We start from the raw sequence: 20,372 nt of genomic DNA on the forward strand, positions 1-20,372 counted from the left end.
ACAGTGCTGAAGTGCCAAGGCGGAGCAATCGTAGGCCAGATGGGCTCAGTGGTGACATTGTTGTTGGTGGGGCGCTCTTTGCCCCACCTACAACAAGGCCGAGCTTAGAGCCTCTGCCGCTTTTGCAGAGGCTCTAAGTCGTGCCCACTCCTCTAGCTTCGCGGTCGCCAGCCCCAATCTGGCCGGAGATAGCGGAGTTTGGCACGGCAATATGTTTCTCAGCCTGCTAATCCAATGGCACCTCGCCAAAGCTGGCATTAATCTTCCGATAGTCCGCACGCCGCTCATCGTAACCAGCTAACAACCGCTTTTCAAAATCCGATTCCGCTTCAAGCGCTGGCAGCGGGCCGTCTTCTTTGTGGCGCGCTACGAACGTTGCAAAAGCCGTACCGACCTGAAACCGTTCGCCGGTCGCCAGATGTTCGCCAATTAAATGAATAAACACTTCCAGGGACCGGTGACCCACGCCGCTGACCATACACTTAATTATCAGTGCATCCCCTAAAGTGACCGGTGCATCCAGCCGCACCATGTCAAGCGAACCGGTCGCCAACCCGCGACGGCCTAATCGCTGCGCCGCAATCGAACTGACATCATCAATCCAGGTAAAAATCTGGCCGCCAAACAGTGTCTTGTGGGCATTTAACATGCCGGGAAAGACCCGATAACTCGAAACTGCCAAAGTGTCGCGCATTTTAACCATCAACTTTACCCCCGCTCATACAGATCTGCCGGAACCTTATCCAACAACGGTGTGACATCCGGGCTGGTAAGCATCGTCAGCCGGTGCATGGCCCGGGATGCAACCGTGTATAGTAATTCCCGCTCGTCTTCTTCGTGGTAGTTCGCCGCGTTGACCTGCCAAAGAACCACGGCATCGAATTCAAGCCCCTTAGCCAGGAAGCTCGGTACCACAATCACCCCGGCTGCTAACCGCTGATTTTCGGACTTGATGAGCGTCACTTTAATGCCCGCCGCTTTCATCTGCTCGTAAATCGCCTCGGCATCCTCGAGCGTTTTGGCAATGACCGCGGTTGTCTGCTTGGCTTCATTGTTTACTTTTAGCTGTGCTTCAAGCGCCGTCATTAGCCCTGCTTCATCAGGCCGCACGACCAACTTAGGTAGCGGTCCTTGGCGGTTGAAGGCCACGATTTTCTGCCCCGAGGTCAAAATGGCTTTGGTGAAGTCCGTCACTTGCTTAGTTGACCGATAACTTTGCGTCAATTGCACGACCCTGGTCTTCTCCGGATCAAACAACTTGCTGGTTTCGTTGATCAGCGTCCGTGAGTCATCCTTGGTGAAAATGGCCTGATTCAGATCGCCTAACAACGTAAACTTGGCGCGCGGGAAACTGTCCTTGAGATAAGCCAACTGATACGGCGTGTAATCCTGAATTTCATCGACAAACACATACCGCATCTCGCGCTCGCCATGCCGGCCGGTGATCAGGTCGTAAAGATGCAGGTACGGCGTTGCGTCGGCCATTGGCAACTGCCGCTGCTTGAACACGTTGATGAAATGATCGACTTCCGCCTGCCATTCGTCTTCAGAAATGCCTTCTGCCGCTAAATCATAAATCGCCGGCACTTCTCGCAAAAAGCTGACGTACTGACCGCGAATGTTGATGAACCGATTCCGGACAATATCCTGCTGAATCTCGTCAAAGCCCTTCATTACCAACTGCCGCGCAAAGAAGCGATATTCATCATCGCTATTTTTAAATTCTTTCGGGCCGTCTTGTTGCATCGAGCGAATCGTTTCGTCGCTTAAATTCTGCACCGCTTCTTGAACCCACTGTGCTTTGGTTTCAGATTCAATTTTACGATTCAGCATTTTGATCAGCCGCTCTTTGGTGGCGTTCAGGCGATTGCCCATATGATAATTTTCGTTGTAACTATAAAAAATCTCACGGATACGCTTGCGGGAAAAGAACACTTCGCCGCGGAAACGAATATCGCGGAAACGCAAGCCGGAACGTTCCAGGCTGGTAGCGTATGTTTTAGCTGCGTTGAAGAAATCCAGGCTACCTTTGACGCGGGCAATTTTCTTTTGCACCGGCGTCAGTTGCTGCTCAAACTGGGAAAAGAGATTTTGGACGTCAATGTGCGGCAACCGGCGCGTGACATATTGGTAGTAAGTGAACTGCACCATGTTCTGCTCGCCTAATTCCGGCAAAACGTTGCTGATGTAGTCGGAGAAAAGCTGGTTCGGGCTGAACATGATTACCTGGCTGCTGGTCAGATTGCCACGGTAGCGATAAAGCAGATACGCAACCCGCTGCAAGACGGCGCTGGTTTTACCGGAACCGGCAGCACCTTGCACAAACAGCAAATCGGCTTTGGTGTCGCGTATGATCTGGTTTTGTTCGCGCTGAATAGTTGTGACAATCGTCTTCATCTGCGTGTCGGACTTCTCGCCCAGAACTTCCAGCAACATTTGGTCACCGATGGTCTCGGTGGTGTCAAACATGGTCTGAATCCGACCATTTTTAATCACAAATTGCCGTTTCAAAGAGACGTTGACCTGCTGCGGCCCGTCCGGCGTTTGATAAGTGACTTTGCCTAAGCCGCCATCATAATAGATGGAACTGATCGGCGCCCGCCAGTCGTAAATGAGAAACTTGCCCGCCTCATTGGTAAACGAACCGAAACCAATGTAAATCGTTTCCGGCTTTTCCTGGCCTTCCTGAAAATCAATCCGGGCAAAGTACGGGTTGCCTGCCAATCGTTTTACAGTCGCAAGTTGCTGGGCGCTTTGCTTCCATGCATTGGTGCGCTCATCAAGCACGCGTTGCTGTTGTTGGATCGAAGCAGCGGTTTCAATGGTTTCCGCATCATTACTGAAGTTGAGGGAAAAATCATTGAAGAAGTTGTCGCTAATGCTTTTTTCTTCAGTTTTGGTCTTGGCCATCTCTTTTGAAAGACGAACCTCGGCACTGGAGAGCTCCTTCATGATGCCATCTAAATGTTGCTGCTCTTTAGCCTGCTCATTCTCGACCACGCCATCATCTCCTTAACGGTTATCAAATAATCGTTATAACATCTTATCACTTATGAGCCGGCGCCGCAAAAGCGACTATAACTACTTTAACTGAGCGACTCCCGATACGCCGAGCTGGCTCCGCGGCGATTGGGATGGAACGTGGTGGGCACGACTTTGAGCCTCAGCAAAACCGGCTGAGTCTCAAAGTTCGGCCTTGTACTACGCTGGGAGAACCGCCCAGCTAGTACAATCTCACCACTGATCCCATCGCCGCTCCGCCCGCTCGGATTCTATCATCCAAAAACCATTTCAACTTTTGATTTATTGTTTCTTCTCTATTTCCGCTTTCTCCGCAACAACGGTGTCCACGCTTCGAGTACATACCCCACTGCCATACCGATGGCAACGCCTAATAAAATGCGTTTGAACGGCAAGCTGACTAATAGGCCGATTAAAACGCAAGTACCGACAATGACGGCGCGGCGATTGAAGAAAGATTTTCCTTGACGTGGCGGCTTTTGATTTTGTATCATACGCATTCCTTTCATTTATCCATACTTTTCGTTACGATTGACTCATCCATTATCGCTGATCGGAGGTCATTATGGAATCTATTTCACTTTTAATTGTCTTGACAGCTGCTCTGGTAACCCCGCTGTTCATGGCGCATTTTCACATTAATAGTATCCCGACTGCGGTAGCCGAGATTCTAGTTGGTATTGTATTAGGCAAAAGCCTCTTGGGGTGGGTGCACACCGGCGGCAACGTGCAATCGTTGAGTGAACTCGGGGTCACCATCCTGATTTTCCTATCCGGGATGGAAATCGATTTCTCCTTATTCAAGCCTCAGCCTAAGACGACAAAAGGACCGCAGCCAGCCAATCCCGTGATACTTGCTGCAGTGGGATTTGCGACGGTAGTGCTGCTCAGCCTTGGCTTTAGCTACCTGCTGCAATTGATTCATTTCTTTAGCTATCCGATTTTTGCAACCATCCTTTTTACAACGATCGCACTCGGCGTTGTCATTGCGGCGTTAAAAGAAAAAGAACTGCTGCACCAGCCGCTTGGCCAAACGATTTTGTTGATTGCAGCTTTAGGCGAAGTGATTCCTCTTATTAGCTTGACGATATACTCCGCCGTGAATGGCAGTAGCGACAGCAATCTTTGGCTGCTGCTGTTACTGTTGCTGGCAGCTTTGGTGTTGTTGGCGCGGTTCAAACGGGTCTACAGCTTTTTTGCAGCGATCGATAAAAGCACCACGCAATTAGACATTCGCCTGGCCTTCTTCTTAGTCTTCACCTTAGTCACGATTGCTTCACAAGTCGGGGCTGAATCTATTTTAGGGGCTTTTCTTGCCGGGATGGTGATGAAGCTGCTCGGCCCGCGACAGGAAACCCAAGATAAGCTGACATCCATTGGCTACGGGTTCTTCATCCCGATTTTCTTCATCGTCACCGGCGCCAATCTGAATTTAAAGGCCTTAATTGCCGATCCTAAAAGCCTCTCATTGATTCCCTTAGTTCTAGTCGGTTTCTTTATCACCAAAATTGGCCTCTATCCGGTATTGCGCCGCCGTTTCAAGGTATCAAATGCATTGGCCGGTACTTTCTTATCAAGTGCTACCATTACGTTGGTGATCCCGACGTTAACCGTTGGCCGCAACCTTGGCATTGTGACGGAACAGCAATCCGGTGCCTTCACGCTGGCGGCTGTGATCGCCTGTGTCAGTGGACCCATTCTTTTCAATCGGCTTTTCAAACCGGAACCGGAAACGTTCAAGAAGACGCGCGTCACTTTTATCGGCGGCAATCTGTTGACTGTCCCAATTGCCCAACATCTAAGTTCGGACCGATATGACGTCCAACTGTTTACCGATAAGGCGGAAAACTTCCGCACCTATAATTCTGAAGTCGCCATCTCTCTAGCCGATTATCAGGAAGATGCACTGAAGGCGGCTGGCGCTTTTGACTGTGACATCATCGTGCTCGGTGATTTCGACGCGGACACCAACTACGCACTTGCCAAAATGGCACTCGCCCAAAAGGTGCCGCGTATCATTACCCGGTTTGCCGCCAAGGATGCTACCACTGATCGCTATGATCGCTTGCGGGACGAAGGTGTCGAAGTCTTCAATGCGCTTGACGCCAACATCGCCCTTCTCCGCAGCCTGATCGAAACGCCGTCGACGCTGCAGATTCTAGACGATACGATTGCCGGAATTTACGAAGTGACCATCCGCAACTCGCGCTTTGCTGGTCTCGAACTCAAGAACCTGCCATTCATCGACGACATCACCGTCAGCCAGATCTACCGCAACAAAAAGTTCATCGCTCCGCACGGCGACACCCAGCTACACCTTGGCGATCACCTCATCTTCTCTGGCGACAAACACTTGATCCGCAACATTCGGACGCAGGTTGAAAAGCTTAACTAAATCGTTGAGGCACTATTTTTCTTGAACGATATAGAAAAGCTTAGGCAATAAGTTCCTTGCCGTGCCAAACTCCGCAATCTCCGCTTCGGCACTCCTATTTTAACAACCTTAACAAGTTTCCTCCGGCGAACGAAAAGTAAACAGACGCGCAAGATCTGCCATTGTTCGTGTGCACATGTTGGTTTTTATGTTGCAACAGTGAATTGTGAACCAACCTAAAGGCGCATACCTTTTGCCATCCGACAACCATTTTCAATCAGGCTTTCGCTTCCTGACGTGGTACAATGAGATTATTCTAAGAAAAAAAGGTGATCAAATGAAACAAGGAACAACGATCCTGACCTTAGACAACGGGTACCACCTGTGGACCAACACGCAAGGTGAAGGCGATATTCATCTGCTGTGCTTGCACGGCGGCCCTGGTGGCACTCACGAATACTGGGAGAATTTTGGCGAGGAACTCGCTGATCTCGGTGTTCAAGTGCATATGTACGATCAGCTCGGATCGTTTTATTCGGATCAGCCTGACTATTCCGATCCGGAAATTGCCAAAAAGTACCTCACCACGGATTATTTCTTGGGTGAAGTCGAAGAAGTGCGCAAGAAGCTGGGCTTGGACCATTTTTACTTAATCGGTCAAAGCTGGGGCGGTGCACTGACTCAATTGTATGCGTTGAAATACGGCCAGCATCTTAAAGGTGCCATCATTTCATCCATGGTGGATAACATCAATGAATACGTGGAGCACATCAACTTGGTCCGCGAAGAGGCGCTGCCGCCTTCAGCCGTTAAATACATGAAGAAAATCGAAAAAGCCGGCAAATGGGATGATCCGCAGTATCAAAAATATGTCGATGTCCTCAACCGAGGGTACGTTGATCGCAAGCAGCCGCCTGCTATTTCCCATTTAATCAGCACCATGGCAACGCCGGTTTATAATGCTTTCCAAGGCGATAACGAATTCGTTGTCACCGGCAAGTTGAAGGACTGGGACATCAGCGATCAAATCCACAACATCAAGGTACCGACGCTGCTGACATTTGGCGAACACGAAACCATGCCGCTAAAAGCCGCGCAACGCATGGCCGAAGTCATTCCGCATGCACGTCTGGTCACCACTCCTAATGGCGGCCACCATCACATGATCGACAATGCGCCGGTTTACTTTAAGCACCTGAAGCAGTTCATTTCCGATGTTGAAAATGGCACTTTCAATGACTAGTTGTAAAAAGCGGTTTGCCATCTACGGCACCGCTTTTTATATAAAGGAGCCTTCCGATGGCCTATACCGTTGATTTTAAAACCGTCAGCACGACTGGCCTCGAAAGTTCGCCTGTCGCCCAATCGTTGGCTGGTTTACGCGCCAATGAAGCGCGCTACATTTGGAACAAATTCAAAGTGCCTTATGTGACGTATCCGATTGCTGAAAAGTCGGACAGTTTTGCTTGGCTGCAAACAATCTTAGCCGAACGGGCGTTGACTTTTGCGGCCAAGCCGCTGGAAATCTGTGACTTGGCATTGCCCCGCATGCGCTGGGTCGAAGTCTATTATCAAGACGGACTTGTTGTTAATGTCATGTATTCGTTAACGGATCCAAAAAAACGGGCAGTCGGCTTCAAACTCAGTGAAGGCATGGCTGTTCCCGATGAACTCATCGGTAAGTTCAAGTTTGCCCGCCAAAAATCAAAGCTTGCCGGCACGATTCGGGGTTCCTTTTTCGTAATTAGAGGTAATTACTGATTTGTCGCCAATTGCTTCACAATCATTAAATGCAAAAAAACGCTTGCTGCCAGTAGCTTGAAAATTCAAGCTGCTTGGACAGCAAGCGTTTTTAATTGTGTCACGGCACAAAGACAGACACAATCAGCTGCAGATTGAGGAACGTGATCAACCCAGTCAGCAAATACCCGACCCAGCGGACTCCCGATGAATTGACGTGATCTCCCATCAAATTGCGCCGATCGGTTAAGGCGACCAATGGAAAGAGCGTAAACGGCAGCGCGATGCTTAAAGCCACCTGTGCGTAAACAATCACTTGTTCAAAGTTATGCTCGCTAAATCCCATGATGAAGCCGATGATCATGATTGGAATCAAGGTCACTGCCCATGTCAGCAAGCGTCGTTCCCACAGTGGCATCTGAATGTTAAGGTAGCCTTCCATCACAATCTGCCCGGCTAAGGTGCTAGCAATCGAGCTAATTAATCCGGTAATCAGTAAGGCAAACGCGAACAGGGTGCTCATGATCGGACTGGCAAGACCGCCGACAATGGCCGGATTTTTCAAACCGTTATACACACCTTGAAATGCCGTCACGTGGCCACCAACGCCATAAAACAGCGTTGCACCTAACACCAGCAACAACGCATTGATCAAGAACGCCGCCACGAGATGCACGTTGGAGTCCCACTTGCCAAACCGCAGCGCCTCGGTCACCTGCGCCGGAATATGTTCATCGTACCTGCGACTTTGCGCTAGCGAGGAATGCAGGTAAATATTGTGCAGCATAATCGTCGCGCCCATAATTCCCAGGCTAAGCACCAGCATCCCATGATTCGTTAAAATCTCCCTATGCGGTACAAAACCACCAACGATCCCGCCGACTGATGGATGTGCCCGCAGCACTTCAATGCCGAAAATAATGCCCACCGTCAAAATCGAGACCAACACGATCAGTTCAATGCGCCGAATGCCAAAACGCAAGAAGAACAAAACAACCAGCACATCGGCAATTGTCAGCAACATACCCCACATCAAAGGCAGGCCGAACAGCAACTTCAGCGCAATGGCAGTCCCCACAACGCCGGTCATATCCGTCGCCATCATCGCCGCTTCATTGATCAGCCACAGGCAAATCCGCGCCCATTTTGGCACAAAGGCGGCAATCGCCTGCGCCAGATCCAGCCGCGCGACAACCCCGAGTTTGATTGACAGACTCTGCATAAACATCGCAACTAAAATCGTCATCAACAACACTGACAGCAACGCATAACGATACTTACTGCCGCCTTCCAACGCCGTCAGCCAGTTTCCCGGATCCATGTAGCCAACCGCCACCAGCGCACCGGGACCGCTATAAGCCAGAAACTTTTGGAAAAAAGAAGTTTCGTAAACGCCCGGCACCTGCACACTACGATTAATGTCATCTAGACTGCGCTTGGCCTGTTGCGCCCGCAGTCGGTCATCTTGTTTCATCATCTTGGGCCTCCGCTGCAACTTTTTCCTTTGCAAGCGATGCCAGTATGTCACAAAACGGTGCACACCCATTCATCGGTCGCACTGATTTAAAGACTTTGCCGCCATTGGCCCGAAATGTCTGGTAGTTTTGGACGTCATTTTCTTCCAAGGTCTCCAGACAATCTGCCACAAAGCTCGGCGTGGTCACCAGTACCCGCCGCTTGCCCAACGCCGCTAACGCCATCAAACGGTTGCGCAAATAAGGTTTTAACCACGGGACCGGGCCAAATTTGGACTGGTAACACATTTCGACCTTCTCCTGTGGTACTTTCTTTAAATAGCGTTTAACGCCTGCAGTCGTGGCTTCACAGGCTTGCTGATAAGGATCACCGTGGCGCACCATGGATGTTGGAATCCCGTGGTAACTCAGGATCACGGTGTCATAGTCATCTTGGCTGTAGGCGTCGTCCAGTTGCTGCGCCAGCAATTGCAAATAAGCCGGTTGATCATAGAATTGATCAATGACCAGCGTCTTAACCCCGGACGCTGCCACTTTGTCCAAAATGGTCTTCGTCGTGCTTTGCGTATACTCGGGAAACAACGGAATGACCACAATCGGATGATCCCCGCGCGCCGCCATATTCTGCAACGTCTCGCCAATGGGGTATTCACCGCCATAAGTCATCGCCATTTGAACATCCCAATCCGGCAACTTCTTTCGCAAACGATCGCGTGTCACCTGCGTATAGGCAATCAACGGTGATCCGGCTTTGGTCCATTCATGCTGATAAAAGGTCGCTGATCGCCAACTGCGAAAAGGCAGAATGAAACCGCGTAAAATCGGTTGCCACAACATTTTAGGCATCGTGATGACATTCTGATCACTTAAGAATTCCTGCAAATACCGGCGCACATCCCGCGTACTCGGCGAAACCGGCGAACCCAGATTTACAATTAACAACCCTGTTGCCATTTTACTGCCCCCATCATGCGTCAAAATCATAAATTAAGAATAACACAGTGCGCGTTCTTCTGAGGGCGTTTTCTTGCCTATAACCATTCGTTCAAAGCTAACCTCCTCGTGTTTCTATGCTAAACTATCTTTAGAAGTAAACTTTCGAGGAGGCAGCAGGATGGCTACGAAGGGTATTACCGTTTATCTGGTGCGTCACGGCCAAACATGGTTCAATCATTTCAATAAAATGCAAGGTTGGTGCGATTCACCACTGACCGAAAACGGAATCAAAGACGGCACTAACACTGGCATTATTTTGCGCAATGTCGCATTTACCCATGCTTATTGCAGTGACACGATGCGGGCAACGCGAACAGCTGATTTGATTTTAAGCAAGAATCTAACTGGCAAGATTCCGCTGACAGTTACGCCATTTTTCCGGGAGCAGTTTTACGGCTATTTTGAAGGCGAGGATTCCGGCCAAACCTGGTACATGGTCGGCTTTCCGCATGGGGCAAAGACGTATCCCGAAATTCTGGAACAATATGGCGTCGATGCCTCAAAGGATTTCATGCACGATGCCGATCCATTCCATGAAGCCGAAGACGCGCGGACTTACTGGACCCGGCTTATGAAAGGCTTCCGCCAGTTGCGGTCCGAAAACAAGGAAGGCGACAAGGTACTCATGGTCAGCCACGGCACCACTATCCGCAGCATTGTCGACAAGTTCGGCAAAAACGACGGCTTCGTGGTCACCGACTCGCCGCGTAATGGGTCGATTAGCAAGATTCTGCTGACCGACACGGGAATTAAAATCTTGAGTTATAACGAGTTTGAGGCTTGATTGTTTTTCAGTAACGGAGTTTGCCTTGATTTACACTTATCAGCACGAGACACATCAATTTCCAGTATTGTTTAAATTGATGTGTCTTGTACTAGAAGATAATATGTTGAATTATTAATGCACAGTGCCAATGCGGAGCAATCGGAGGCGGTTTGGGGCTCAGTGGTGACATTGTTGTTGGTGGGGCGGATTTTGCCCCGCCTACAACAAGGGCCGAGCTTAGAGACTCTGCCGGGTTTGCAGAGGCTCTAAGTCGTGCCCACCACGTTCCAGCCCCAAACCGCCGGAGATTGCGCAGTTTGGCACGACACGGAACATCCTAACATTCAAAAAGACCACGCACGTCAAAATTGACTGCGTGGTCTTTTCACGTTTCAACTGGCAAACATACTAGTTACGACTAGTGTACCAATTCCTTTTCCTTAATCAACGAATCGCCGTGGATGAATTCCGGATTCGGGGTTAAGTCAAAGCGTTGTGCCAATTGCTCCAGGTTTTCATCGGTAATCTCGTTGACGAACTTGCCGCCTTGCGCCTGGATTGCGGTGTAGATGGTTGCGGCCTTTTCAATAGTTTCAATCAAGCCATAGGTTTCATCAATGGAATCGCCTGCGCCGAAGATACCGTGTAATGGCCACAAAACGATGCGGTAGGTGACCATTTTTTCAGCGGTTGCCTGACCGATTTCATTCGTGCCCGGGGTCATGTATGGCAAAACGCCGACACCTTCAGGGAAGACAACAATCGATTCAGCCTGCATCTTCCAGAAGATCCGGCTGAAGAGCTTCTCTTTCCATGGCAACGTGAAGGTCATGGCAATCGTGTTGGTTGGATGGCAATGCATGACAACGCGCTGGTTAGGATCCTTCTTGAGCCGCTGGATGTGAGTCATCAAATGTGCCGGGAACTCACTGGTTGGCTGGCCGCCATCGGAAAAGCCCCACAATAAGTCAACACTGTGGCCGTCTTCGGCGATGCGAACAAGCCCTGTGTCACTTTCCGGGAAGTCCTTAACATTCTTGAAGTAGCGACCAGTGCCGGTTACCAAGAAGTATTGGCCGGCCAATTCGCTGGCATCGAACTTGATCGGGATGTTGCGCTTCACTTCATGCACATCACCATACTGACTAACTTCCTGTTCGGTCAACCGATAGCTGACATTGCCGCCGTTACGCTCGTCCCAGCCATGTTGATAAAGGTTCCAGGTCACCTTTTGCATTTGTTGAACAAATGGTGAATCAATAAACGCCTGCGTATATTCGGGATTCAAGAAATCCTTTTTTGAATCTGCCATGAAAACGTTCCTTCTTTCCTTATGGTCATCGCCCCGATTGCTTATGAAAACAGTGACAAATAAACAGATGATCCGTCTCGACCCTTGTCAGAAACGGCCAACCGCACTGAACCAGTAGCACTCTCGGTTTGATTTGTTCTTTATCTTTCTTACAACCCCTATTTTACGAAGCAATGTAAGCGCTCGACCAGACCAAATGTACGCATCAAAACGGCCAAAACGGAACAGATATACATATCGGGAGGCTAGATCGTGATGTCAACGGAGGCTGGTTCGAATGATCATAAAAGGTGTTCGGCGAAAATAAAAATCAGCCCGAAGCGACCGGACTGATTTTGCTTGATGCTTTAAGAGCTATACCGTGACATAATTTTCTGTTTAAGCTTTAGCCGCCAAATCCTTGTTAATGACAATGCTCTGATAGATCCAAACAGTGGCCAAATAATAAAGACCGTACAAGACGATGAACAAGCCAAACGGGACTAACAAATTCGCGTAAGGTTGACTTAGCAGGGTCTTAAACATCTGAAGCCCGAATAAGACGTGCACAATGCCGACCAATCCCGGCAGCAGGAACAGTGCGCCGATTTCCTGGCGAATGGAACGGCGTAGTGCTTGCGGACGGGCACCGATTTTTTGCAGCATGAGATAACGGCTTTGATCATAGTTGGCGCCAGAGAGGATTTTGAACATGAGCGTGGACGCCAGCATCGCCAAGAACGCAATGCCCAGGAAGAAGCCCATGAATGCAAGCCCAGAATACATGCCATTAATGATGTCATAGAAGGCAATCTTTTGATCGGTGTTACTATTGCCAAGCCGCGGATATTGATGTTGCTACATGGTCACAATTTTTTGAATCGTATCATAATTCTGGTTAAAATCTTTGACTTTGATCGTCGTCAGCGTTTGTGCGTTCCCGAGTTTGGCAAATGTCGCAACGTCTGCCACTTTTAATTGCTTGCCGCGATTATTGCCGATGAACACGCCAAAAGCAGTTGGGTAACGTTCGATAACCCGATCGAAGTTGCGGCTGGTAATTTTAACGGCAGGCGCGTTGAGTCCTTTGTCATTCGCTTTGATTTCCAACGGATGAGCATCAATCGCCGCTTTGCTGATGTGAACCGTTTTGGCATCCGACTTGAGCGTGTACTGATGTTTGGCGGTGACACCTTGTAACTTATTGACCTCCGCGCGGGTTGCGGCGTTTGGTGATGTCACCGTCACATCGTAAACCGTGGTTTGATTGACCAACATCGGAATGTCATGGGTAAAACCAAGTCCGACCGTAATCGCGCCTAACGCCAACGCGAACAAAATCGACACGACCGATAGAATCCGGGTATAATCACGAATTCGAAAACTTAGCTGCGATAACGTGAAGGTATGCAACTGCTCAGCTGCGAATTTCTTGTTGCGTTTCATGAGACTAATCAACGCCACAAACACGGAATTAAACAAGAAATACGTCCCCGCCACGATCGTTACTAGCGCTATCGGAATCGCCATTAACTGGAAAACGGCAATGTTAGCCATGCTATAGTAACCAATCGCCAGCAACACCAATCCGAGCACAATCTGAATGGCGAAAGTGGTCTTGCGCTGCTTGATCCGATTAGGTGTCTGGGCTTGATGTAACAATGCCATCATTGGCGTTTTCAATAATTTCCTGGCATTGTAGATTGCGGAAAAAACAAACAAAACGATAAAGAAGCCCAGCGTCCATAAAATCGCCGGCAACCAGATCGCGGAAAAACCGGTGGCCGGGGCATGTAACGTTTTGATTAACCATTGGCCGATAAAGGTCGTGCCGACCATCCCAATCGCAATACCGGCAATCGTAGCGAGCAAACCGATCACAACGGTTTCAAGAAAAACCAGCTGGCCGATTTTGCGGCCTTTTGCGCCCAGCATCATAAACATGGCATAATCGCGCTGCCGCATACTAAGCAGAAAACTATTGGCATACACGATATAAACCAACGTAATGATCGCCAGTAAAACAGCACCGAACCCGAAGATAAACGGCGTAACGCTAATCGGAGAATTTTTCGTCAAAAAGCTGGTGTTGGTGGCTAATGCCATAAACATATAAAACACGGCGCTGGCAATTACCAAGCCAGAAAATAGCACCGCATAATCCCGAAAACGGTTCTTTAAACCGCCAAGTGCGAGCTTTGTTAACATCATTTTCGCCTCCTACTTCTGGAATGTTCCGAGTGTCTCAAGAATCTCCTGATAAAAGGCTTCTTGGCTTTTGTCACCATGTTTCAGTTCAGAACCGATCTGCCCGTCTTTGATAAACAAAATCCGACTGGCATAACTAGCCGAAAACGGATCATGCGTCACTAGCAAAATCGACACGCCTTCATCCCGATTCAAATGGGCCATGGTATCCAACAACTCACGGGCCGCCGTGGAATCCAGCGCTCCTGTCGGCTCATCGCCAAACAGAATATCCGGCTGCTGAACCAATGCCCGCGCTGCCGCCACCCGTTGCTTTTGCCCATCGGAAAGCTCGGTCGGGTAATGATCCAGCACCGGTTCGATGCCCAGTGTCTGCGCAATTTTATCCACCGCTTCGGTCTACTTCTTGGCGCTCACGTTCTGCAACGCCAGCGGCAGTGCAATGTTTTCCCGTCCGGTCAGATTCTCCAGCAAGTTGAAGTCCTGAAAAATAAAGCCGATGCGTTTCGCCCGAAAATCAGACAAGGCGTTACCTTTAAGCTTAGTCACGTGATCCCCCTTAATCCGAACGGAACCAGATGTCGAGGTGTCGAGCGTACTCAAAATATTTAATAGGGTGGTTTTCCCTGAGCCGGAAGCGCCCATAATGCCGACAAATTCTCCCGGTTCAACTTCAAAACTGACACCTTTTAACGCAGGAGTCTGCTTCTCCCCGCGTTTACCATAAGTCTTGGTCACATTTTCAACGGGGACAATTGGTTGTTGTTTAGCCATGATGCACCCTCCATTCGCCAAGTCACGGCGCTTACTTGATTAATTTAATAATAGTAGTTATTAATCGATTTTTCCTGTCCATGCGCTAACAGTTGGCCTTTGAAAACTAACGGGTTTGTTAGTTCCATTAGCTTTTCTTTACTTTTTCCACCAAAAAGCCCCGAATCCTTGCTATAATCACTATTGATTCATGAAAATACTTATGAAAGTTGGTTCGTCGTGGGAAAATTTCGCAACAAAGCTCCGGGTCTAGGTTCGCAGTTGGTTCAGCACTCAACCTAGCAAAGGAGTTCGTTTTATATGAACGATTTAGAAAAACCACAGAAACAATATATTCCCTGGATGGTTGTCGGCCTCATGGATTTTGTGACTGTCATTGGGTTTGACGACATCATCTATAACTTCCAGAACCAAGGCTTAGTCGCCTTCACGAGCTGGATCATCATGACCTTCTTTTATGTCATCCCGTACAACCTGATTGTGGCGCACATGGGATCGACTTTTTCCGAACATGGCGGCGGGATCACCAGCTGGATGCGCGAGACCAATGGCGATACGGTTGGCTACTACGCCGCGTGGTTCTACTGGATTACCGGCCTGCCTTACGTAGTGGACGTTGCCAATTCCGTCGTCATCTCATTTGGCTGGATCACCAACGGCAATGGTAATATTCAAGCCAACCTTGGCAATGCGTGGTTCGGTATTCTCACCGCGGTTATCTTCGTGATCTTTATCTGGCTCCAGCACTTCTTCAAAAATAAAAGTCTTGAAATTATGTCAACCATTGGCGGCGGCGCCATGTTTATCATGACCATTTTGTTTGTGGTGATGACGTTTATCGGCCTGTCCAAGGGTGCGCCGATCGCCACCCGTCCGTTTGATTTCAAGGCTTTCATCCCCAAAGATTTCTTCTCGCTGAGTTTCCTGTCGACTTTTGGCTTGTTCGTTTTTGCCATGAACGGTTCGGAACTCGCCGCGCCTTACACCAAGGACATGCGCCATCCTGCGCGTGACTTCCCTAAGGCGCTGAAAATGATTGCCATTATGACCATGTTTCTAACCTTATTCGGCACCTTCTCACTAGGGGTCTACTTCAACGCCCATCACCTGCCGAATGATTTGAAAATGAACGGTTCCTACTATGCGTTCCAGGCGATCGGTCGCCAATTCGGCCTCGGCAACAGTCTCATGTATCTTTTCGCCGTGGTCCAAGGCATTTACATGCTCGCCCAACTGGCGGTGATTCTGGATGCTTCCACCCGCGTCTTCCTGTCCGATGTTGCCAAACGCTTCATGCCGCGACAGTTAACCAAAATGAACGAAGACGGCTTGCCGATTAACGGGTACTGGATGACGACGATTCTCTGCGCGTTGATCATGGCATTGGGTGCTTTGCTGCCGAAAATCAACGATATTTTCAACTGGTTATTGAACCTCAATGGCATTGTGAGTCCCTTGTCAACCTGCTTCCTATTCTGGTCCTACACGATGGTTCGCCTGCATCAGGATCGCTTCCCGACGCCGGATTATACGTTCCTCAAGAATCGTAAAGTCGGCTTGGTTGTCGGTATCTGGATGCTTGGCATCACTTTTCTGCTAGGAACCCTCGGCTTCTTCCCGACCGATGCGACGGCTGATACTTTTGCCTTGATGCTGGTGCTGAACATTGTGGTGCCAATCGGGATGGTGGCGCTCGGCGTCTTGATGCCGTGGATTGCCAAGCGTCAGCGTAATGCTGTCAGTGGCCTCGCCTTCAGTCGCAATACCTGGCTCGTCTTTACGGCGCTTAGTCTGGTTGGGCTGATTGCAGCTGCAACCTATGGCATGCATGTCAACTTGCTTAACCACTTAACGCCGGTCATTCAGTGGGCCATTATTATTGCTGTTGATCTGGCCATTGCTGCTGTGGTGATCAAAGTCACGGCAAACGGACGGCATCAACTGTTGGCGACACCGGACGACGAAGCGTAAAACTGCTTGCCGACCTTTTTAAGTGCAAACAACTTTAAAAAATCATGCTCCGGAGACAATTCCGTATCTTCGGAGTTTTTTAATCTGATTGCTTGCCCGTCAGACATTTGGGGCAGCAAGGCTTGCTCGCTGTTATGATGGTTTCCACTGATTTAGCTGTCAACACGGTGATCACTGACGCGGCGTGATAAGATTAATAGTAAAGAATGATATTGCTTTTAATTTGTGATGATGCCATTTCTTTTAACAATTGTCACATGTCTTGATAAGTAGGAGGCTGCTATGCTTAGCTACACGATCATTTATAATCCTGCTTCGGGTCACGCCAAAGGCCCAACAGCGGCAGAAGTGCTCAAAGCGAAACTCGAAGATCGCCAGCGGCTGGTCACGATGAAGCCCACAAAAAATGCCGATGATGCCCGTGAGTTTGCTGCCCGGGCCCACTCGGATGTTGTCGTTGCAGTTGGCGGCGATGGCACGATTAATCAAGTCGTCGCCGGCCTAGCGCCACGACAACAACCGCCAATCCTAGGCATTTTGCCAGAAGGAACGGTCAACAACCTAGCCAAGGTGCTGCATATCCCCTTACTATTACCTCTGGCTATCAAGAACATCCTCGAAGCCAAACCCCAGCCGCTCGACATCGCGCAGGTCAATGATCGCTATATGGTCAGTACGCTGACGCTTGGCGTTTTGGCCAATGCCGCGCTATCGGTCACGCAAAAAGAAAAACGCCACTTCGGTCCCATCATCTACTTACTAAAAGGCTTTAAAGTTCTGGCACAGCACCAGCACTGGCAGTTGCAACTAGATACCGCCCATCACCAATGGAAAAAGGACACCCAATTTCTGCTGGTGACCATGACCAATTCAGTTGGTGGTTTCACCAATGCCGTTCCGGATGCGACGCCTGATGACGGCCATCTACATGTCTTCATCGCGCCTAAACTGGCTTGGTGGCGTTCGCTGCTCGCAATCCCTTACTTCATCACCGGCAACTTTCAGAAATTTCCGGGCATGACCTATTTTAAGACTGAACAGCTCACGATCCAGGCACCTAAAACCCTGCAAAGCCGCGTTGATGGCGATCCGAGTGCGAAGACCCCGCTGAAGCTCGCCGTGATTGCTGATCATATTCAGGTGCTGGCGCCGCCACTTAAATAAACGAACGACGCGTATAACTGCAAACAAAACTTTTCGCAACGCAATTCGCTCGCCAGCTAAAATACCGCGTGTTACACTAGTCTTATTCAAATGAAAGGGGTGAATCGCCATGCGGTTACGCAAGGTTGCACCATGACTGATGATCCGTTAGCACCGATCCGCGGCGATGACGCCCGGATCTATGAAAGGAATTTATGACTGAACAAATATCCAATGAAGTAACCTCTGAAAACGTTTTGATCGCAGGCATTTCCCGCCAGCAAGCCGATTTTGATTACACCATGACCGAACTTGGCGAATTGGCCAGGGCCGATAACTATACGGTTGTCGGCGAGGTCCGGCAGAACCTTGATCGGGCCGTCGCTGCCACTTATTTTGGCACCGGCAAAGTCGAAGAAATCCGCGAGCTCGCCAATGTTCGTGACGCCACCACGGTGGTCATTAACGATGAACTCTCACCGTCGCAGCTGCGCAACCTCGAGAAGCAAACCAAACTGCACGTCATCGACCGCACGCAGCTGATTCTCGATATTTTTGCTGACCGGGCGCGTAGTAAAGCAGCCAAAACGCAAGTCGAAATTGCCCAACTGCAATACGCCTTGCCGCGCCTGCATCCTAGCGCTAATCGTCTCGATCAGCAGGCCGGTGGCGGTGCCGGTTTTGCCACTCGTGGCTCCGGCGAGACGCAACTGGAACTTGATCGTCGTGTACTCAACAAGCGCATTAGCCACCTGCGTCAGGAACTCAAAGAAGCCAGCGTTGGCGACCAGGTTCGCCGTGCTCGGCGCGAAGACAACGCGATTCCAGTGGTTGCCTTGGTTGGCTACACCAATGCCGGTAAAAGCACCACGATGAACGGACTCCTGCAACTCTTCGCTGATCGTCCGGAAGACAAGCAGGTCTTTGAAAAGGACATGCTATTTGCAACGCTAGACACCAGCGTGCGGCAAATCACCTTGCCAGATAATCGCAAGTTCTTGCTCAGCGACACAGTCGGCTTCGTCTCCAAACTGCCGCATAACCTGATCGACAGCTTCAAAGCCACCTTGGCAGAAGCCGCCAACGCCGACCTGCTCATTCAGGTTGTCGACTACTCCGACGAGAACTATCCGGAAATGATGGCCATCACCGAGAAAACCCTCAAGGAAGTTGGCATCCACAACATCCCAATGATCGAAGCCTACAACAAAGCCGATCTACGTGAAGGCACGCGGTATCCGGAAGTCACCGGCCAACGCCTCATTTACTCGGCCCGCGACAAGCGCTCGCTTCAGGCACTCACGCAACTCATCAAAGCTGATTTATTTGGCCAAGATGAAGAACACACGTACCTGATCCCCTTCGATCAAGGCCAACTTGTCAACTATCTGAATCAAGAAACTGTCGTTAAAGCCACTGACTACACGGAAGACGGCACTCGTATCACCGCGGTCGTCAACTCGGTTCAGAAGGGTAAGCTGGCTAAGTTCGCGGTTAAGGAAGAAGTTTGAAGCACCTGAGTTAAATAGAATATGAAAAGAGTCTCGCTATTGCTGCTTGAATGTTCAAGCTGCTTGGCGAGGCTCTTTTTAATTGCGTTCATCAGTCTTTTATGGTTCGCAAAGTACTATGACAAAACGCCAAATTCATACCCGTTACTGCGGTAATAATCAATAATCTTCGGCAGCGTCTTCAAGGTCATGTCCTTCCCGATAGCATCATGCATCAACACGACCCGCACGTTACTGGTCGGATAAACCGCTAACGAGCGCAAATGGTATTGCAACATCGCCGATTCCGTTTTCGGTTCCTGCGCCGGACTCAACGCATCACCGACCGCCGCATTCCAATCCACCCAATCAAGCCCTAGCTGGGTCAAACCAGTATCAGCCGCTGCCAATCCCTTCCAGCTAAAATGGCCACCGGGATAACGCCACAGATGCGTCTCAAAATCAGCGCCTAACACCTGCTTCACCGCTGCCTGCTCCGTTTTAGCCTCATTCTCAATAACCGAAGCGGTGCCGGTTCGTCCCGGATAAAGCAAATTGTAATTGTGCGTCATGCTGTGCAACCCGATGCTATTGCCGGCACCATATTCTGCCTTCAACACCGGTGCCGTCTCAGGCGAAAGCTGGCGACCCACCACAAAGAATGTGGCATGAACACCTGCTTGATTAAGGATGTTCAGAACCTGCGGCGAATTGACCGCGTTCGGACCGTCATCGAAGGTTAAAAACACCACTTTCTTCTTGATGTTGCTGGTATAAGGTGCCGTCATTTCTTTTTTAACTTCGGCGACTGGATAGGCGTAGACGTTGGCGGCAGGGATGTGCGCTTGACCGATGTTTGACGGCGATTCAGCTGAAGCTTGTTCTCGTTCAGCTTGTTCCGCTGCTTTTCGCTGTCTACTTGAAGATGCCTGCCGAGAGGATGCTTGCGCCTTAGATGTGCTGATGCTGGAGGACACAGCACGTTCATGACTCGCCTGGCGTGACCGCGCCTCAGCTGCATGCCGGTCCACCAATGACTTAACGCAGAGCGCACCCGCTACAATCAACGTCAAACCGAGAACGACCAACCACCACTGCCATTTGAAGCTGTTTTTCATGTTTA

At 49.8% G+C, this 20,372-nt stretch carries 14 protein-coding genes and 2 pseudogenes; 7 read left to right on the forward strand and 9 right to left on the reverse strand.

The genetic code is table 11. The features are described 5' to 3' along the window. Window positions 1–226: 226 nt before the first annotated feature. From LBCZ_RS09080 to LBCZ_RS09090, 3 genes are all read right to left on the reverse strand, one after another. Window positions 227–703: an acyl-CoA thioesterase gene (locus LBCZ_RS09080; RefSeq protein WP_025013450.1), complete on the reverse strand. Its 477-nt coding sequence runs from the start codon at window positions 701–703 to the stop codon at window positions 227–229. 5 nt (window positions 704–708) lie between these two features. Then, entirely contained in the window at window positions 709–3,000 is a 2,292-nt protein-coding gene (gene helD / locus LBCZ_RS09085) for an RNA polymerase recycling motor HelD (protein WP_025013449.1), read from the reverse strand. A 317-nt stretch (window positions 3,001–3,317) separates the two neighbouring features. Continuing rightward, complete coding sequence (locus LBCZ_RS09090) at window positions 3,318–3,515, reverse strand: hypothetical protein (RefSeq protein ID WP_025013448.1); 198 nt, start codon at window positions 3,513–3,515, stop codon at window positions 3,318–3,320. A 71-nt stretch (window positions 3,516–3,586) separates the two neighbouring features. Between LBCZ_RS09090 and LBCZ_RS09095 the strand changes: the two genes are divergently transcribed. From LBCZ_RS09095 to LBCZ_RS09105, 3 genes are all read left to right on the forward strand, one after another. Further along, entirely contained in the window at window positions 3,587–5,416 is a 1,830-nt protein-coding gene (locus LBCZ_RS09095; RefSeq protein WP_025013447.1) for a monovalent cation:proton antiporter family protein, read from the forward strand. 316 nt (window positions 5,417–5,732) lie between these two features. Further along, the gene (locus tag LBCZ_RS09100) at window positions 5,733–6,638 is read left to right on the forward strand and encodes a proline-specific peptidase family protein (RefSeq protein ID WP_025013446.1); all 906 of its coding nucleotides are present in this window, start codon (window positions 5,733–5,735) and stop codon (window positions 6,636–6,638) included. A gap of 56 nt (window positions 6,639–6,694) precedes the next feature. Further along, a complete protein-coding gene (locus LBCZ_RS09105) occupies window positions 6,695–7,156 on the forward strand; it encodes a hypothetical protein (RefSeq protein WP_039639208.1) in 462 nt (153 codons plus the stop codon). 100 nt (window positions 7,157–7,256) lie between these two features. Here LBCZ_RS09105 and LBCZ_RS09110 read toward each other — a convergent pair whose 3' ends face one another. Beyond that, the gene (locus LBCZ_RS09110; RefSeq protein WP_025013445.1) at window positions 7,257–8,612 is read right to left on the reverse strand and encodes an Nramp family divalent metal transporter; all 1,356 of its coding nucleotides are present in this window, start codon (window positions 8,610–8,612) and stop codon (window positions 7,257–7,259) included. Continuing rightward, window positions 8,596–9,564 (reverse strand): ferrochelatase, encoded by a 969-nt coding sequence (hemH, locus tag LBCZ_RS09115; RefSeq protein ID WP_025013444.1) that lies wholly within the window; start codon window positions 9,562–9,564, stop codon window positions 8,596–8,598. The genes LBCZ_RS09110 and hemH overlap by 17 nt, the downstream gene beginning before the upstream one ends. A 160-nt stretch (window positions 9,565–9,724) precedes the next feature. Between hemH and LBCZ_RS09120 the strand changes: the two genes are divergently transcribed. Then, window positions 9,725–10,390 carry a histidine phosphatase family protein gene (locus tag LBCZ_RS09120; protein WP_025013443.1) on the forward strand — a complete coding sequence of 222 codons (666 nt, stop codon included), beginning with the start codon at window positions 9,725–9,727 and terminating at the stop codon, window positions 10,388–10,390. A gap of 400 nt (window positions 10,391–10,790) precedes the next feature. Here the strand turns inward: LBCZ_RS09120 and rhaD are convergent, their stop codons facing one another. From rhaD to LBCZ_RS09135, 3 genes and pseudogenes are all read right to left on the reverse strand, one after another. Further along, window positions 10,791–11,684, reverse strand: coding sequence for a rhamnulose-1-phosphate aldolase (gene rhaD / locus LBCZ_RS09125; protein WP_025013442.1), 894 nt, complete (start codon window positions 11,682–11,684; stop codon window positions 10,791–10,793). 378 nt (window positions 11,685–12,062) lie between these two features. After that, window positions 12,063–13,871: pseudogene (locus LBCZ_RS09130) on the reverse strand (FtsX-like permease family protein). 12 nt (window positions 13,872–13,883) lie between these two features. Beyond that, a pseudogene (locus tag LBCZ_RS09135) lies at window positions 13,884–14,645 on the reverse strand (ABC transporter ATP-binding protein). 300 nt (window positions 14,646–14,945) lie between these two features. On the opposite strand from LBCZ_RS09135, the gene LBCZ_RS09140 reads away from it, so the two are divergent. The 3 genes from LBCZ_RS09140 (at window position 14,946) to hflX (ending at window position 19,270) form a co-directional block, all read left to right on the forward strand. Continuing rightward, a complete protein-coding gene (locus tag LBCZ_RS09140) occupies window positions 14,946–16,616 on the forward strand; it encodes an APC family permease (RefSeq protein WP_025013441.1) in 1,671 nt (556 codons plus the stop codon). A 282-nt stretch (window positions 16,617–16,898) separates the two neighbouring features. Then, window positions 16,899–17,780 (forward strand): diacylglycerol/lipid kinase family protein, encoded by an 882-nt coding sequence (locus LBCZ_RS09145; RefSeq protein WP_025013440.1) that lies wholly within the window; start codon window positions 16,899–16,901, stop codon window positions 17,778–17,780. Between the two features lie 194 nt (window positions 17,781–17,974). After that, the gene (gene hflX, locus LBCZ_RS09150; RefSeq protein WP_032958906.1) at window positions 17,975–19,270 is read left to right on the forward strand and encodes a GTPase HflX; all 1,296 of its coding nucleotides are present in this window, start codon (window positions 17,975–17,977) and stop codon (window positions 19,268–19,270) included. Between the two features lie 116 nt (window positions 19,271–19,386). Here hflX and LBCZ_RS09155 read toward each other — a convergent pair whose 3' ends face one another. Then, a complete protein-coding gene (locus LBCZ_RS09155; RefSeq protein WP_025013438.1) occupies window positions 19,387–20,367 on the reverse strand; it encodes a polysaccharide deacetylase family protein in 981 nt (326 codons plus the stop codon). Window positions 20,368–20,372: the final 5 nt, after the last annotated feature.

It is taken from the genome of Lacticaseibacillus casei DSM 20011 = JCM 1134 = ATCC 393 (assembly GCF_000829055.1).
Lineage (GTDB): Bacteria > Bacillota > Bacilli > Lactobacillales > Lactobacillaceae > Lacticaseibacillus > Lacticaseibacillus casei.